Below are 14,768 nucleotides of genomic sequence, written 5' to 3' on the forward strand. Positions count from 1 at the left end.
TGCTAACGAAATTATGACGCCCCTAGAACGATATCAAGCTGATCTGAAACGCCCTGAATTCTTCCATGACGCTGCGCAGGAAACCGCGGTGCGTCACTTGCAGCGCCTGTACGACGACCTCGTCGCCGCCTCGCAAAGCAAGCCGGGGATGTTCAGCAAGCTGTTTGGCAAGAAAGACCACACGCCGGTCAAAGGCCTGTACTTCTGGGGCGGCGTCGGCCGGGGCAAGACTTACCTGGTGGACACCTTCTTTGAAGCGCTGCCCTTCAAGGAAAAGGTCCGCACTCACTTCCACCGCTTCATGAAGCGCGTGCACGAAGAGATGAAGACCCTGCCGGGCGAGAAAAACCCGCTGACCATCATCGCCAAGCGCTTCTCCGACGAAGCGCGGGTGATCTGCTTCGATGAATTCTTCGTTTCCGACATCACCGACGCCATGATCCTCGGCACCTTGATGGAAGAGCTGTTCAAGAACGGCGTGACCCTGGTCGCCACCTCGAACATCGTGCCCGACGGCCTGTACAAGGACGGCCTGCAACGCGCGCGCTTCCTGCCGGCCATCGCGCTGATCAAGCAGAACACCGAGATCGTCAACGTCGACAGCGGCGTCGACTACCGCCTGCGTCACCTGGAGCAAGCGGAGCTGTTCCACTTCCCGCTCAACGAAGCGGCGCACGAAAGCCTGCGCAAGAGCTTCCGCGCCCTCACGCCGGAATGCACCCAGGCGGTGGAAAACGACAAGCTGATGATCGAGAACCGCGAAATCATCGCGCTGCGTACGTGCGATGACGTGGCGTGGTTCGACTTCCGCGCCCTGTGCGACGGCCCGCGTAGCCAGAACGACTACATCGAGTTGGGCAAGATCTTCCATGCGGTGATCTTGAGCGGCGTAGAGCAGATGAGCGTGACCACCGACGACATCGCGCGGCGGTTTATCAACATGGTCGATGAGTTTTACGACCGCAACGTGAAGCTGATCATCTCGGCGGAAGTTGAGCTGAAGGATCTGTACACCGGGGGTCGATTGACCTTCGAGTTCCAGCGTACTTTGAGCCGCTTGCTGGAAATGCAGTCCCACGAGTTCCTGGCACGCGGGCACAAGCCATAAACCAATCTCCAGACACAATGGAGATCAAAAATGTGGGAGCTGGCTTGCCTGCGATAGCGGTGTCCCAGCCAACAGATAAGTTGGCTGACAGACCGCTATCGCAGGCAAGCCAGCTCCCACATTAGGTTTGTGTGTGTCTCGGGTCAGGCGGCCTGCTGGAACTGCTGCCGGTATTGGTTCGGCGACAGCTCGGTGTGCTGCCTGAACAACCGCGCAAAGAAACTCGCATCGTCATACCCCACCTCATAGCTGATGGTCTTGATGCTCTTGCGGCTGCCCGAGAGCAGGCCCTTGGCTGTCTCGATACGCAGGCGTTGCAGGTAGTGCAGCGGCTTGTCGCCGGTCGCCGTCTGGAAGCGCCGCATGAAATTGCGGATGCTCATGCCATGTTCGCGGGCGACGTCTTCGAAGCGGAATTTGTCGGCGAAGTGCTCTTCGAGCCAGTGCTGGATCTGCAGGATGATTACGTCCTGGTGCAGCTTCTGCCCACCAAAACCGATGCGTCCTGGCGCGTAGCTGCGCTGCACTTCGTAGAGGATGTCGCGGGCTACGGCCTGGGCGATGTTGGCGCCGCAGAAGCGTTCGATCAGGTAGATGTAGAGGTCGCACGCCGAGGTGGTGCCGCCGGCGCAGTACAGGTTGTCGGCGTCGGTGAGGTGCTTGTCCTGGTTGAGCTGGACCCGCGGGAAACGATCGCTGAAGGCGTTGAAGAAGCGCCAGTAGGTGGTCGCCTCCTTGCCATCGAGCAAGCCGGCTTCGGCCAGCCAGAACACGCCGGTGGCTTCGCCGCAGAGCACGGCGCCGCGTGCGTGTTGTGCGCGCAGCCACGGCAGCACTTGCGGGTAGCGGGTGCAGAGGGCGTCGAAGTCGTCCCAGAAGGCCGGTAGCACGATGATATCGGCGTCTTCCAGGCCGCCGTCCACCGGCATGATCACATCACTGAAGCTGCGCACCGATTGCCCGTCGGGGCTGACCAGGCGGGTTTCGAACGCCGGGGTCAGGCCCAGGCCTTGTTGCTTGCCGTACCGCAGGCTCGCGAGGTGGAAGAAATCCTTGGCTTGCATGAGGGTGGAAGCAAATACCCGATCAATGGCCAAAATGCTGACGCGCCGCAAGGGCGTGGAGATTTGGTTAGACATAATTTCATTTATTCTTATAGGGGAAAGTGGTCACCAGACGGCTGGATCGTCTTATTTTTTGTCGCATGTGTCCAGTGTCCTGTGATGCCTTCGCGGCATAGTCTCTGTGGGCTTGTTTTTGTCCGACAATCCCCGCAGGTGAGCCATGATCCCCAGAACCTTGTACAGCCCGGAACACGAACTCTTTCGCGAGAGCGTGCGCACCTTCCTCGAAAAACACGCCGCGCCGTTCCATGGGCAATGGGAGAAACAGGGCTATATCGATCGCGATTTGTGGAGCAAGGCGGGGGAGGCGGGGATGTTGTGCTCCCATCTGCCGGAGGAGTACGGCGGCCTGGGTGCGGACTTTCTCTACAGCGCGGTGGTGATCGAAGAGGTCAGCCGCCTGGGCTTGACCGGCATCGGCTTTTCCCTGCATTCGGACATCGTTGCGCCGTACATCCTGCATTACGGCAGTGAGGCGCTGAAGCACAAGTACCTGCCCAAGTTGATCTCCGGCGAGATGGTCACGGCCATTGCGATGACCGAGCCGGGCGCCGGTTCCGACCTGCAAGGGGTCAAGACTACTGCTGTGCTGGACGGTGATGAGTACGTGATCAACGGCTCCAAGACCTTTATCACCAACGGCTATTTGGCCGAGCTGGTGATCGTCGTCGCCAAGACCGATCCCAAGGCCGGCGCCAAGGGCACCAGCCTGTTTCTGGTGGAAGCCGACACGCCGGGCTTCGCCAAGGGCAAGCGCCTGGAGAAGGTCGGCATGAAGGCGCAGGACACTTCCGAACTGTTCTTCCAGGACGTGCGTGTGCCCAAGGAAAACCTGTTGGGCCAGGCCGGTGCGGGCTTTGCGTATTTGATGCAGGAGCTGCCGCAGGAGCGTTTGACCGTGGCCATCGGTGCGGTGTCATCGGCCGAGGCGGCACTGGAATTGACCCTGGAATACACCCGCGAGCGCAAGGCGTTTGGCAAGGCGATTGCGGATTTCCAGAACACTCGGTTCAAGCTGGCGGAGATGGCTACCGAGATTCAGATCGGCCGCGTATTTGTCGACAAGTGCATGGCGTTGCATCTGGAGGGCAAGCTGGATGTGCCTACGGCGGCGATGGCCAAGTACTGGGCCACGGACCTGCAATGCAAGGTGCTCGACGAGTGCGTGCAGCTGCACGGCGGCTACGGCTTCATGTGGGAATACCCAATTGCGCGGGCGTGGGCGGATGCGCGGGTGCAGCGGATTTATGCGGGGACCAATGAGATCATGAAGGAGATTATTGCGCGGGCGCTTTGATCTTGTGGTGTTGTTGAGGGCCCCATCGCAGGCAAGCCAGCTCCCACATTTGACGGTGTTCACACATCAAAATGTGGGAGCTGGCTTGCCTGCGATAGCGGTCTACCGATCAATCAAGGCGCAGGGTTCGGATGATCCTTCTGAATCGCCTCAATCCCCTCCAACACCTCTTTCGACAGCTTCAAGTCAGCGCTGGCAATGTTGCTGTCCAACTGCTCCAGCGACGTGGCGCCAATGATATTGCTGGTCACAAACGGCTGCTGCGTCACAAACGCCAACGCCATCTGCGCCGGGTCCAAGCCATGCTCGCGCGCCAGCGCCACATAACGGCTGCACGCCGCTTCCGACTGCGGGTTGAAGTAGCGGCTGAACCGGCTGTACTCCGTCAGGCGCGCCTTGGCCGGGCGTGCGCCACCTTCGTACTTGCCGCTGAGCATGCCGAACGCCAGGGGCGAGTAGGCCAGCAGGCCGCATTGCTCGCGAATGGCGATTTCCGCCAGGCCCACTTCAAAGCTGCGGTTGAGCAGGTTGTAGGGGTTCTGGATCGACACCGCGCGAGGCCAGCCACGGGCTTCGGCCAGGGCGAGGAACTTCATGGTGCCCCACGGGGTTTCGTTGGACAGGCCGATGTGGCGGATCTTGCCGGCCTTCACTTGCTCGTCCAGGGCTTCGAGGGTTTCCTCCAGCGGGGTGAGGTTGTCTTCGTCCTTGTGCTTGTAGCTCAGTTGGCCGAAGAAGTTGGTGCTGCGCTCCGGCCAGTGCAGCTGGTAGAGGTCGATCCAGTCGGTTTGCAGGCGCTTGAGGCTGGCATCCAGGGCTTCGACGATGTGCTTGCGGTTGTGGCGCAGGTGGCCGTCGCGGATGTAGTCGATGGTGTTGCCGGGGCCGGCGATCTTGCTGGCGAGGACCCAGTCGGCGCGATCGCCACGGCTTTTGAAGTAATTACCGATATAACGCTCGGTGGTGGCATAGGTGTCGGCCTTGGGCGGCACCGGGTACATTTCCGCCGTGTCGAGGAAGTTGATCCCCGCGGCCTTGGCCCGTTCGATCTGGGCGAAGGCCTCTGCCTCGCTGTTCTGCTCACCCCAGGTCATGGTGCCCAAGGCTATCGCGCTCACGTTCAGATCCGTACGGCCCAGCTGTCGATAATCCATCGGGTACTCCTTCAGGGAAAACAATCATAAAAGCAGGTTGAATTTTTTTTCGCAATCTGCATAATTGCCCACCTCTTTCTGCAGTGGAAGTGATGCGCCGCCTGCCGAAGAATCTTGCCGTTGAACGGACGCGCCGACCCGAGCCCCCGATAGCGTCTGTATCCGGCTGCCTTTGACTTGTCAAAGTACGCACTATTCAGTAAGATCCGCCGTCTAATTTACAGGGCGGCCCCTGAGGCTATTAAAGAATGACAACTTTTACTGCAAAACCGGAAACAGTTCAGCGCGACTGGTTTGTCGTCGACGCCGCTGGTCAGACCCTGGGTCGTCTGGCCACTGAAGTCGCCAGCCGTCTGCGTGGCAAGCACAAGCCTGAGTACACCCCTCACGTTGACACCGGTGACTACATCGTGATCATCAACGCTGAGCAGGTACGTGTTACCGGCAACAAAGCGCAAGACAAAATGTACTACCGTCACTCCGGTTTCCCAGGCGGTATCAAGTCTTCGAACTTCGAAGGCCTGATCTCCAAGAAGCCTGAAGCCCCGATCGAAATCGCGGTCAAAGGTATGCTGCCTAAGGGCCCACTGGGTCGCGATATGTTTCGCAAGCTGAAAGTCTATGCGGGCGCTGTACACCCTCATGCTGCTCAGCAGCCCCAAGAACTGAAGTTTTAACGGAATAGTTCATTATGTCGGCGACTCAAAATTACGGCACTGGCCGTCGCAAAACCGCAACCGCACGCGTTTTCCTGCGTCCGGGCACTGGTAACATCTCGATCAACAACCGCACTCTGGAAAACTTCTTCGGCCGCGAAACTGCCCGCATGGTAGTTCGTCAGCCGCTGGAACTGACCGAGACCGTTGAGAAGTTCGACATCTACGTCACCGTTATCGGTGGCGGTGTAAGTGGTCAAGCTGGCGCAATCCGCCACGGTATCACTCGCGCTCTGATGCAGTACGACGAAACCCTGCGTGGCGCTCTGCGCAAAGCTGGCTTCGTGACTCGCGATGCCCGTGAAGTTGAACGTAAGAAAGTCGGTCTGCGTAAAGCGCGTAAGCGTCCGCAGTACTCGAAGCGTTAATTCGCTTTACGTTCCACAAAAACGCCCAGTCTCCTCACGGAGCTGGGCGTTTTTTATTGCCTGCGATTTATGCACAAATTTGTGCGTGACAACTTGCCACATCCGTAGACCCCCTATACTACAAGGCCTGGAGGCTGAGCCCTGGGCAATTACCTTGTCAACCGTGGGGCTTTTCATTACCATTCGGCAAAATTTTTATAAGTAAAGATTCAACACTTAGTAGACGCCTGATTTAACAGGCCAAAAAGCTGATGGGAGAGGACTGAATGAGCAATGACGGCGTGAATGCAGGCCGGCGTCGCTTCTTGGTAGCAGCCACATCCGTGGTGGGTGCTGCAGGAGCGGTGGGGGCTGCGGTCCCGTTCGTGGGGTCATGGTTTCCCAGTGCCAAGGCGAAAGCCGCAGGTGCACCGGTGAAGGTGAATATCAGCAAGATCGAGCCAGGCCAGCAGATGATTGCTGAGTGGCGCGGCCAGCCGGTCTTCATTGTTCGTCGTACCGAGGAAATCCTGGGGAATCTCAAGAAGATCGAAGGCCAGTTGTCTGACCCGACATCCGAGAAGTCCGACCAACCCGCCTACGCCAAAAACGAAGCGCGTTCGATCAAGCCAGAAATTCTGCTGCTGGTCGGTCTTTGTACTCACCTGGGTTGCTCGCCTACCTTCCGCCCGGAAGTTGCTCCGGTCGATCTGGGCAAGGATTGGGTCGGTGGTTATTTCTGCCCTTGCCACGGCTCGCACTACGACCTCGCTGGTCGCGTCTACAAGTCCCAACCTGCTCCCCTGAACCTGCCCGTGCCTCCGCATACCTACGAAACTGACGACCTCATTGTCATTGGCCTCGATAAGGAGAACGCGTGATGAGCAAGTTCATGGATTGGGTGGATGCGCGCTTCCCCGCCACAAAAATGTGGGAAGACCATCTCAGCAAATATTACGCACCAAAAAACTTCAACTTCTTCTACTTCTTCGGCTCGCTGGCACTGCTGGTGCTGGTCAACCAGATCGTCACCGGCGTCTGGCTGACCATGAGCTACACGCCGTCGGCAGAAGAAGCGTTCGCCTCCGTCGAATACATCATGCGTGACGTCGAGTACGGCTCGATCCTGCGCCTGCTGCACTCCACCGGCGCCTCGGCGTTCTTTATCGTCGTCTACATGCACATGTTCCGTGGCCTGCTCTACGGCTCGTACCAGAAGCCTCGTGAGCTGGTGTGGGTGTTCGGCATGCTGATCTACCTGGCGCTGATGGCCGAAGCCTTCATGGGTTACCTGCTGCCGTGGGGCCAGATGTCGTACTGGGGCGCCCAGGTGATCATCTCGCTGTTCGGTGCTATCCCAGTGATCGGCAACGACCTGACCCAGTGGATTCGTGGTGACTACCTGATCTCCGGTATCACCCTGAACCGCTTCTTTGCGTTGCACGTGGTGGCCTTGCCCATCGTGATCCTCGGCCTGGTGGTGCTGCACATCCTGGCGCTGCACGAAGTGGGTTCGAACAACCCGGATGGCGTGGACATCAAGAAGCACAAGGACGAGAACGGCATCCCGCTGGATGGCATTCCGTTCCACCCGTACTACACCGTCAAGGACATTGTCGGCGTGGTCGTGTTCCTGTTCGTGTTCTGCTCGATCGTGTTCTTTTTCCCGGAGATGGGTGGGTATTTCCTGGAGAAACCTAACTTCGAACAGGCCAACGCCTTCAAGACCCCTGAGCACATTGCCCCGGTCTGGTACTTCACGCCGTTCTACGCGATCTTGCGCGCGATCCCCGACAAACTCATGGGCGTGATCGCCATGGGTGCGGCCATCGCCGTGCTGTTCGTGTTGCCGTGGCTCGACCGTAGCCCGGTCAAGTCCATGCGCTACAAAGGCTGGCTGAGCAAAATCTGGCTGTGGGTGTTCTGCATTGCCTTCGTGATCCTGGGTGTGTTGGGCGTATTGGCGCCAACCCCTGAGCGTACGTTGCTGTCGCAGGTCTGCACCTTCCTGTATTTCGCCTACTTCATTCTGATGCCGTTCTACACCCGGCTCGAGAAGACCAAACCGGTACCGGAAAGGGTGACTGGCTGATGAAAAAATTATTCGTTGCATTGATGCTTGCGGCCCTGCCGCTGCTGTCCTTCGCTGCCGAGCACGGCGGCCCGGAGCTGGAAAAAGTCGATATCGACGTGTCGGACAAAGCCGCCCTGCAAGACGGCGCGCGGACATTCGCCAACTACTGCATGGGCTGCCACAGCGCCAAGTTCCAGCGTTATGAGCGGGTTGCCGATGACCTCGGTATCCCTCACGAAGTGATGCTGGACAAACTGGTGTTCACCGGCGCCAAGATCGGCGACCACATGAACATCGGCATGAAGCCCGCCGACGCCAAGGCCTGGTTCGGTGCAGCACCGCCCGACCTGACCCTGGTGGCACGCGTACGTGGCACCGACTGGCTCTACAACTACCTGAAATCCTTCTACGAAGACCCTTCGCGCCCGTATGGCGTGAACAACAAAGTCTTCCCGAACGTCGGTATGCCTAACGTTCTGGTCGGCCTGCAGGGTCGCCAAGTGGTAGGATGCAAGCAGGTTCAGGTCGTTGAAGACGGCAAGAAGCAATATGACCCGTTGACCGGTACGCCTTTGACTCACGAAGCGTGCGATCAACTGACCATCGTGCCCAAGACCGGCGCGCTGAACGAAGAGCAGTTCGACGAGAAAGTAAAAAATCTCGTGACCTTCCTGGCCTACTCGGCCAACCCGGTCAAACTGCAACACCAGCGCATCGGTACCTACGTCTTGCTGTACCTGGCTTTCTTCTTTGTGTTCGCCTATCTGCTCAAACGCGAATACTGGAAGGATGTGCATTGATCCAACCGTAAGCAATTGCTGTTAATCTTGCGCGCCCAGCGGCATCTCTGAATACGTAGCGACCTGGTTGAACCGGTCGTTACAGAGATGCTCCCTGGGCGCGCTCGTTTTTGAGCTTTCGATAATTTCAACAAGCGAGGAGGACCGCCATGGGCGTGACCAATCGGTTGGCCTGTTACTCCGACCCCGCCGACCACTATTCCCACCGAGTACGTATCGTGCTCGCAGAGAAGGGTGTCAGCGCCGAGATCATCAGTGTGGAGGCGGGCCGTCAGCCGCCAAAACTGATCGAAGTGAACCCCTACGGCAGCTTGCCCACCCTGGTCGATCGTGACCTGGCGTTGTGGGAGTCGACCGTGGTGATGGAATACCTGGATGAGCGTTACCCGCATCCACCTTTGCTGCCGGTGTATCCGGTGGCGCGTGCCAACAGCCGCCTGCTGATCCATCGGATCCAGCGTGACTGGTGCGGGCTGGTGGACGTGATTCTGGATTCGCGCAGCAAAGAGGCGGCCCGTGTTGTGGCGCGCAAGGAATTGCGCGAGAGCCTGACCGGCGTTTCGCCGCTGTTCGCCGACAAGCCTTTTTTCCTCAGTGAGGAACAAAGCTTGGTGGATTGCTGCCTATTACCCATACTCTGGCGCTTGCCGATCCTGGGCATTGAACTGCCGCGGCCAGCCAAGCCGCTGCTTGATTACATGGAGCGCCAGTTTGCGCGTGAGGCTTTCCAGGCGAGTCTGTCTGGTGTCGAACGCGATATGCGCTAAGGCTTAAGGAGCCGCTGATGAACTCCAGTCGACCTTACCTGGTCCGCGCGCTCTATGAGTGGATTGTGGACAACGATTGCACCCCGCACATGCTGGTCAATTCCGAATTTCCTGCGGTTCAGGTACCGCAAGGTTTTGCCAGTGACGGGCAGATTGTGTTGAACGTATCGCCCAGTGCCGTGCGCCACCTGCACATGGACAACGAAGCGGTGAGCTTCGAAGGGCGTTTCGGCGGTGTGCCGCATACGCTGTTCGTGCCGATTGGCGCCATTCTCGGGATCTACGCCCGGGAGAACGGCCAAGGCATGGTGTTTGATCTGGAGTCGCCGTTCGACGGTGATGAATCGATCGAAGGCGATGACGACGGTGATCTGCCACCGGATGCCGAGCCACCGCGCCCAAGCGGCCGGCCGAGCCTGAAAGTGGTGAAGTAAACGGTGGTTGCCTTCGGGCACGCCTGAAAAATGCCTCGGCCTGTGCCGGGGCATTTTTTTGCGTGCTTGATGTGGATGAAAGTCGTGCCCGGACGGTGATCGTACAACCGCCATGGGCTATGATGCCTGCTCAAGTTCGCCGAGAAAGATGATTCATCATGGAAAACACCAACACCGCCCCTCGTCTTCCCCGCAAGCGCCGCAGCCTTGCCCAGGAATTGGTCACGGTGTTGTCCGAGCAGATCCGCGATGGTGAACTCAAGCGCGGTGACAAGCTGCCCACCGAGTCGGCGATCATGGAAGCCCATGGCGTCAGCCGCACCGTGGTGCGTGAGGCCATCTCGCGCTTGCAGGCAGCAGGCCAGGTGGAGACCCGTCACGGCATCGGCACCTTTGTGCTGGATACGCCAAGCCCGAGCGGCTTCCGTATCGACCCGGCCACGGTGGTCACGTTGCGTGATGTGCTGGCGATCCTGGAGCTGCGTATCAGCCTGGAAGTCGAGTCCGCAGGGTTGGCTGCATTGCGCCGCACCGACGAACAACTGGCGACCATGCGCGCCGCCCTCGATGCCCTGAATGAAAGCGCAGCACACGCCGGCGATGCGGTGGCGTCCGACTTTGCCTTCCACCTGGAAATCGCCCTGTCCACCGGCAACCGCTACTTCACCGACATCATGACCCACCTGGGCACCAGCATCATTCCGCGTACGCGCTTGAATTCCGCGCGTCTGGCCCACGATGACCAGCAACACTACATGGGGCGTTTGAGCCGTGAGCATGAAGAGATCTACGAGGCGATTGCCCGTAAGGATTCGGATGCGGCGCGGGCGGCCATGCGCCTGCACCTGACCAACAGCCGTGAGCGGCTGCGCCATGCCCATGAAGAGGCAGAATCGCAGCGCAACTGAGGTTGATGCCTATCTAGTGTGGGAGCGGGCTTGCCCGCGATTGCGCTGGGTCAGTCGGTGGGCGCTTGGCTGATACACCGCCATCGCAGGCAAGCCAGCTCCCACATTTGATCTGCGTTTAAGCGGCAGGTTGGTTGGGCTTGTAGTCCTTGAGCAGCAGATACGTACTCCACCCCCACCAATCATCCGTCCAGCGCTTGTCGTTCAAGTCATTCACTTCCTTGCGCCGCAGCACCTTGTCTCCTTCCATCTTGAACAGCGGCGAAAAGTTGTTCGCCGGGTTCTGCGCGGCCTTCAAGTCCGGCACATACAACGGCGCCTTGAAGTCGGCCGGGGAGGGCGCCACGCCGCTGATAAAGGTTTCGAAGATTTCATCCGCCGAAGCCTGCACCGCACGTTTGACCTGCACCCGATTGTCCCCATCGATGGAATCGAAGTAGCGTTTGTCGCCATAGGCATGCCATTGCTCCCCGAGGGCGTTGCGCACCTTGAGCCCGAACTTGCTGTCTTCATCGTGCATGAAGCGGCTGATCAACGAACCCAGTTCACCCGGCGTGACCACTGCTGCCAATTGCTTGCGTGGCACTCGCAAGTGCCCGGCGGAAAACAGGTCGGTCAAAAAGTGATCAGCAAAACTGTTCATGGCATAGGCCAGTTCCAGCGCCTGATCGGTACCGGTTTGATGCGCCACCACGGCCTGTTGCAGCGCCGCCATATGCCCGGCCAGGTACGCCGACAACGCCCATTCACCAAAGTGGTCGGCATTGTCTGCCGCCAGTTTCAGATAACGCCCCAGCGGAACGAGCGCCGAAACCGCACTGCCGCCACCCGTGATGCGATTCCACTCCTCGGACAACGTATCACCCAGCGCATCGTAGGCTTCATGGGCTTGCTTGCCGTCCCTGATCGCCTGGTTGACCGCGTTAATCTCCTTTTGCATCACCGCGAGGATCTTGCGGGCTTCTTCCCGCGACGCCGGCAAAACCGCCAGCGAGTTGAACGCGGCGGTAAAGCGTTGCACGCGGTCGGCAGGGGAGGCGCCATCGCTGATGGGCTGACCGGGAATGCCGTAGAAGTCACCGCCCAGGGCAATCACCTGACCGTAGGTCAGCGCCAGCCCATTGGGCAGGTGCAGCTCGACTTGTCGGGCGGGGATTGCCGGAGCGTCCTTGGCGAAATGCAACAGGGTGTCGTCGCCGATGGCGGTGTGTTCGCCGCCTTCGAAGCGCAGGATCGGTTGGTTTTTTGCGGGTGCTGCGAGTTCAAGACCTGACATGTTAGCTCCTTGCTATGTCGTAGGAATCTTCCTTAATAACTGTATGCATATACAGTTATTGCCAGCATAGAGGAATAATTTCCTACGTCAAGAAGGCAGGCCATACATCGAGCCCTGGACAGACCTCGACGAATTGCAGTTGACGAATCTTTTTATAGTTGTACGATGACGTACGACATCACCAAAACCAACAACAACCTTTCGACAGAAAGTCTTCGCCCAGGGTGTTCGAATAATGAATCCACAAGAACTGAAGTCCATCCTCTCCCACGGTCTGCTGTCTTTCCCGGTGACCGATTTCAATGCGCAGGGTGACTTCCACCAGGCGGGTTACATCAAGCGTCTGGAATGGCTGGCTCCCTACGGCGCCACGGCCCTTTTCGCTGCCGGCGGCACCGGTGAGTTTTTCTCCCTCGCTGCCAGCGAATATTCCCAAGTAGTGAAAACCGCCGTTGATACCTGCGCCACCAGCGTGCCAATCCTCGCCGGTGTCGGCGGTTCGACCCGCCAGGCCATCGAGTACGCCCAAGAGGCCGAGCGCCTGGGTGCCAAAGGCTTGTTGCTGCTGCCGCACTACCTCACCGAAGCCAGCCAGGACGGGGTTGCCGCCCACGTTGAAGCGGTGTGCAAATCGGTGAAGATTGGTGTGGTGGTATACAACCGCAACGTCTGCCGCCTCACCGCGCCACTGCTGGAACGCTTGGCCGAGCGTTGCCCGAACCTGATCGGCTACAAAGACGGCCTGGGCGACATTGAATTGATGGTCTCGATCCGCCGTCGCCTTGGTGATCGTTTCAGCTACCTCGGCGGCCTGCCGACTGCAGAGGTTTACGCCGCTGCCTACAAGGCCCTGGGCGTGCCGGTGTACTCCTCGGCGGTATTCAACTTCATCCCGAAAACCGCGATGGATTTCTACCACGCCATTGCCCGCGAAGATCACGCCACCGTCGACAAGATCATCGACGACTTCTTCCTGCCGTACTTGGACATCCGCAACCGCAAGGCTGGCTATGCCGTGAGCATCGTCAAGGCGGGTGCCAAAATCGTCGGCTACGACGCAGGCCCGGTGCGCACCCCGCTGACCGACCTGTTGCCGGAAGAATACGAAGCCCTGGCCGCGCTGATCGACAAGCAAGGCGCGCAATAACTTATCTACAAGGCCGCTGAGAGATCAGCGGCCTTTTGCGTCAGGAGAAGATTCGTGTCCCAAGCCCAGCGTTTTGAAAACTACATCAACGGCCAATGGGTGGCCGGTGCCGACTATTGCGTCAACCTCAACCCGTCGGACTTGTCCGATGTGATTGGCGAATACGCCAAGGCCGATGTCGGCCAAGTCAACTCTGCCATTGAGGCTGCACGCGCCGCGTTCCCGGCCTGGTCCACCTCCGGGATTCAGGCGCGCCACGATGCCCTGGATAAAGTCGGCAGCGAAATCCTCGCCCGCCGCGAAGAGCTCGGCACCTTGCTGGCCCGGGAAGAGGGCAAGACCCTGCCCGAAGCCATCGGCGAAGTGACCCGTGCCGGCAACATCTTCAAGTTCTTCGCCGGTGAATGCCTGCGCTTGTCCGGCGACTACGTGCCATCGGTGCGCCCGGGCGTCAACGTTGAAGTGACCCGCGAAGCCCTCGGCGTGGTCGGCCTGATCACCCCGTGGAACTTCCCGATTGCCATCCCCGCGTGGAAAATCGCCCCGGCCCTGGCCTACGGCAACTGCGTGGTGATCAAGCCGGCCGAACTGGTGCCGGGCTGCGCCTGGGCCCTGGCGGAGATTATCTCCCGCGCCGGCTTCCCGGCTGGCGTGTTCAACCTGGTGATGGGCAGCGGCCGCGTGGTCGGCGATGTGCTGGTCAACAGCGCGAAAGTCGATGGCATCAGCTTCACCGGTTCCGTCGGTGTGGGCCGTCAGATCGCCGTCAGCTGTGTGTCGCGCCAGGCCAAGGTGCAGTTGGAAATGGGCGGCAAGAACCCGCAGATCATTCTCGACGACGCCGACCTCAAGCAGGCCGTCGAGCTGTCGGTGCAGAGCGCGTTCTACTCCACCGGCCAGCGTTGCACCGCCTCCAGCCGCCTGATTGTCACCGCCGGGATTCACGACCAGTTCGTCGCGGCGATGGCTGAGCGCATGAAGTCGATCAAGGTCGGCCATGCGTTGCACAGCGGCACCGACATCGGCCCGGTGGTTTCCCAGGCCCAGTTGGATCAGGACTTGAAGTACATCGACATTGGCCAAAGCGAAGGCGCGCGGCTGGTGAGCGGTGGTGGCCTGGTGACCTGCGACACCGAAGGTTACTACTTGGCGCCAACGCTGTTCGCCGACAGCGAAGCCGCCATGCGCATCAGCCGCGAAGAGATCTTCGGCCCGGTGGCCAACGTGGTGCGCGTGGCGGACTACGAAGCGGCACTGGCCATGGCCAATGACACCGAGTTCGGATTGTCGGCGGGCATTGCCACCACGTCGCTGAAATACGCCAACCACTTCAAGCGTCACTCCCAGGCCGGGATGGTGATGGTCAACCTGCCGACCGCCGGTGTGGATTATCACGTTCCATTCGGTGGCCGTAAGGGCTCATCCTATGGTTCGCGTGAGCAAGGTCGCTATGCGCAAGAGTTCTACACCGTGGTGAAGACCAGCTACATCGGTTCGTAACACGCAACACCTTTGGGCGTCGGTTCCTGTGGGAGCTGGCTTGCCTGCGATGGCATCACCGCAGTTTGCCTGACACTGCGCGGTGCCTGTATCGCAGGCAAGCCAGCTCCCACATA

15 protein-coding genes are annotated in these 14,768 nt (G+C 59.4%); 12 read left to right on the top strand and 3 right to left on the bottom strand.

The window, feature by feature from the left end; translation table 11 throughout:
• Positions 1-13: 13 nt before the first annotated feature.
• Positions 14-1,108: a cell division protein ZapE gene (gene zapE, locus ACU688_RS06700; protein ID WP_026136490.1), complete on the top strand. Its 1,095-nt coding sequence runs from the start codon at positions 14-16 to the stop codon at positions 1,106-1,108.
• Between the two features lie 143 nt (positions 1,109-1,251).
• Here zapE and ACU688_RS06705 read toward each other — a convergent pair whose 3' ends face one another.
• The gene (locus ACU688_RS06705; RefSeq protein ID WP_448184844.1) at positions 1,252-2,172 is read right to left on the bottom strand and encodes a GlxA family transcriptional regulator; all 921 of its coding nucleotides are present in this window, start codon (positions 2,170-2,172) and stop codon (positions 1,252-1,254) included.
• Between the two features lie 220 nt (positions 2,173-2,392).
• On the opposite strand from ACU688_RS06705, the gene ACU688_RS06710 reads away from it, so the two are divergent.
• Entirely contained in the window at positions 2,393-3,529 is a 1,137-nt protein-coding gene (locus ACU688_RS06710) for an acyl-CoA dehydrogenase family protein (protein ID WP_448184145.1), read from the top strand.
• A gap of 113 nt (positions 3,530-3,642) precedes the next feature.
• On the opposite strand, the gene ACU688_RS06715 is transcribed toward ACU688_RS06710, so the two are convergent.
• Positions 3,643-4,683 carry an NADP(H)-dependent aldo-keto reductase gene (locus ACU688_RS06715; RefSeq protein ID WP_257780626.1) on the bottom strand — a complete coding sequence of 347 codons (1,041 nt, stop codon included), beginning with the start codon at positions 4,681-4,683 and terminating at the stop codon, positions 3,643-3,645.
• 248 nt (positions 4,684-4,931) lie between these two features.
• Here ACU688_RS06715 and rplM point away from each other — a divergent pair, with 248 nt between their 5' ends.
• The 8 genes from rplM (at position 4,932) to ACU688_RS06755 (ending at position 10,729) form a co-directional block, all read left to right on the top strand.
• Complete coding sequence (gene rplM / locus ACU688_RS06720) at positions 4,932-5,360, top strand: 50S ribosomal protein L13 (RefSeq protein WP_003171742.1); 429 nt, start codon at positions 4,932-4,934, stop codon at positions 5,358-5,360.
• 14 nt (positions 5,361-5,374) lie between these two features.
• Positions 5,375-5,767: a 30S ribosomal protein S9 gene (gene rpsI, locus ACU688_RS06725; RefSeq protein WP_003216038.1), complete on the top strand. Its 393-nt coding sequence runs from the start codon at positions 5,375-5,377 to the stop codon at positions 5,765-5,767.
• Positions 5,768-6,033: 266 nt separating this feature from the next.
• Complete coding sequence (petA, locus tag ACU688_RS06730) at positions 6,034-6,627, top strand: ubiquinol-cytochrome c reductase iron-sulfur subunit (protein ID WP_124527487.1); 594 nt, start codon at positions 6,034-6,036, stop codon at positions 6,625-6,627.
• Positions 6,627-7,838 (top strand): cytochrome b, encoded by a 1,212-nt coding sequence (locus ACU688_RS06735; RefSeq protein ID WP_017734511.1) that lies wholly within the window; start codon positions 6,627-6,629, stop codon positions 7,836-7,838. Before petA ends, ACU688_RS06735 begins: the two co-directional genes overlap by 1 nt.
• Positions 7,838-8,620 carry a cytochrome c1 gene (locus ACU688_RS06740; RefSeq protein WP_448184146.1) on the top strand — a complete coding sequence of 261 codons (783 nt, stop codon included), beginning with the start codon at positions 7,838-7,840 and terminating at the stop codon, positions 8,618-8,620. Before ACU688_RS06735 ends, ACU688_RS06740 begins: the two co-directional genes overlap by 1 nt.
• Before the next feature lie 149 nt (positions 8,621-8,769).
• On the top strand, positions 8,770-9,387 hold the full coding sequence (locus ACU688_RS06745; RefSeq protein ID WP_017734513.1) for a glutathione S-transferase N-terminal domain-containing protein: 618 nt from the start codon (positions 8,770-8,772) through the stop codon (positions 9,385-9,387).
• Positions 9,388-9,404: 17 nt separating this feature from the next.
• A complete protein-coding gene (locus tag ACU688_RS06750) occupies positions 9,405-9,821 on the top strand; it encodes a ClpXP protease specificity-enhancing factor (RefSeq protein WP_124527486.1) in 417 nt (138 codons plus the stop codon).
• 158 nt (positions 9,822-9,979) lie between these two features.
• Entirely contained in the window at positions 9,980-10,729 is a 750-nt protein-coding gene (locus tag ACU688_RS06755; protein WP_017734515.1) for a FadR/GntR family transcriptional regulator, read from the top strand.
• 118 nt (positions 10,730-10,847) lie between these two features.
• Here the strand turns inward: ACU688_RS06755 and ACU688_RS06760 are convergent, their stop codons facing one another.
• Positions 10,848-12,005 carry a phospholipase gene (locus ACU688_RS06760; RefSeq protein ID WP_448184147.1) on the bottom strand — a complete coding sequence of 386 codons (1,158 nt, stop codon included), beginning with the start codon at positions 12,003-12,005 and terminating at the stop codon, positions 10,848-10,850.
• 235 nt (positions 12,006-12,240) lie between these two features.
• Between ACU688_RS06760 and kdgD the strand changes: the two genes are divergently transcribed.
• Complete coding sequence (kdgD, locus tag ACU688_RS06765; protein WP_124527484.1) at positions 12,241-13,152, top strand: 5-dehydro-4-deoxyglucarate dehydratase; 912 nt, start codon at positions 12,241-12,243, stop codon at positions 13,150-13,152.
• Positions 13,153-13,206: 54 nt separating this feature from the next.
• Positions 13,207-14,652, top strand: coding sequence for an aldehyde dehydrogenase family protein (locus tag ACU688_RS06770; RefSeq protein WP_448184148.1), 1,446 nt, complete (start codon positions 13,207-13,209; stop codon positions 14,650-14,652).
• Positions 14,653-14,768 lie beyond the last annotated feature (116 nt).

The organism is Pseudomonas acericola (SeqCode) (assembly GCF_053456465.1).

What these genes read in the sequence shown, in the direction of transcription:
- zapE (WP_026136490.1), top strand. Translation starts at nt 14, where the DNA reads ATGACGCCCCTAGAACGATATCAAGCTGATCTGAAACGCCCTGAATTC.
- ACU688_RS06705 (WP_448184844.1), bottom strand. Translation starts at nt 2,172, where the DNA reads ATGCAAGCCAAGGATTTCTTCCACCTCGCGAGCCTGCGGTACGGCAAG.
- ACU688_RS06710 (WP_448184145.1), top strand. Translation starts at nt 2,393, where the DNA reads ATGATCCCCAGAACCTTGTACAGCCCGGAACACGAACTCTTTCGCGAG.
- ACU688_RS06715 (WP_257780626.1), bottom strand. Translation starts at nt 4,683, where the DNA reads ATGGATTATCGACAGCTGGGCCGTACGGATCTGAACGTGAGCGCGATA.
- rplM (WP_003171742.1), top strand. Translation starts at nt 4,932, where the DNA reads ATGACAACTTTTACTGCAAAACCGGAAACAGTTCAGCGCGACTGGTTT.
- rpsI (WP_003216038.1), top strand. Translation starts at nt 5,375, where the DNA reads ATGTCGGCGACTCAAAATTACGGCACTGGCCGTCGCAAAACCGCAACC.
- petA (WP_124527487.1), top strand. Translation starts at nt 6,034, where the DNA reads ATGAGCAATGACGGCGTGAATGCAGGCCGGCGTCGCTTCTTGGTAGCA.
- ACU688_RS06735 (WP_017734511.1), top strand. Translation starts at nt 6,627, where the DNA reads ATGAGCAAGTTCATGGATTGGGTGGATGCGCGCTTCCCCGCCACAAAA.
- ACU688_RS06740 (WP_448184146.1), top strand. Translation starts at nt 7,838, where the DNA reads ATGAAAAAATTATTCGTTGCATTGATGCTTGCGGCCCTGCCGCTGCTG.
- ACU688_RS06745 (WP_017734513.1), top strand. Translation starts at nt 8,770, where the DNA reads ATGGGCGTGACCAATCGGTTGGCCTGTTACTCCGACCCCGCCGACCAC.
- ACU688_RS06750 (WP_124527486.1), top strand. Translation starts at nt 9,405, where the DNA reads ATGAACTCCAGTCGACCTTACCTGGTCCGCGCGCTCTATGAGTGGATT.
- ACU688_RS06755 (WP_017734515.1), top strand. Translation starts at nt 9,980, where the DNA reads ATGGAAAACACCAACACCGCCCCTCGTCTTCCCCGCAAGCGCCGCAGC.
- ACU688_RS06760 (WP_448184147.1), bottom strand. Translation starts at nt 12,005, where the DNA reads ATGTCAGGTCTTGAACTCGCAGCACCCGCAAAAAACCAACCGATCCTG.
- kdgD (WP_124527484.1), top strand. Translation starts at nt 12,241, where the DNA reads ATGAATCCACAAGAACTGAAGTCCATCCTCTCCCACGGTCTGCTGTCT.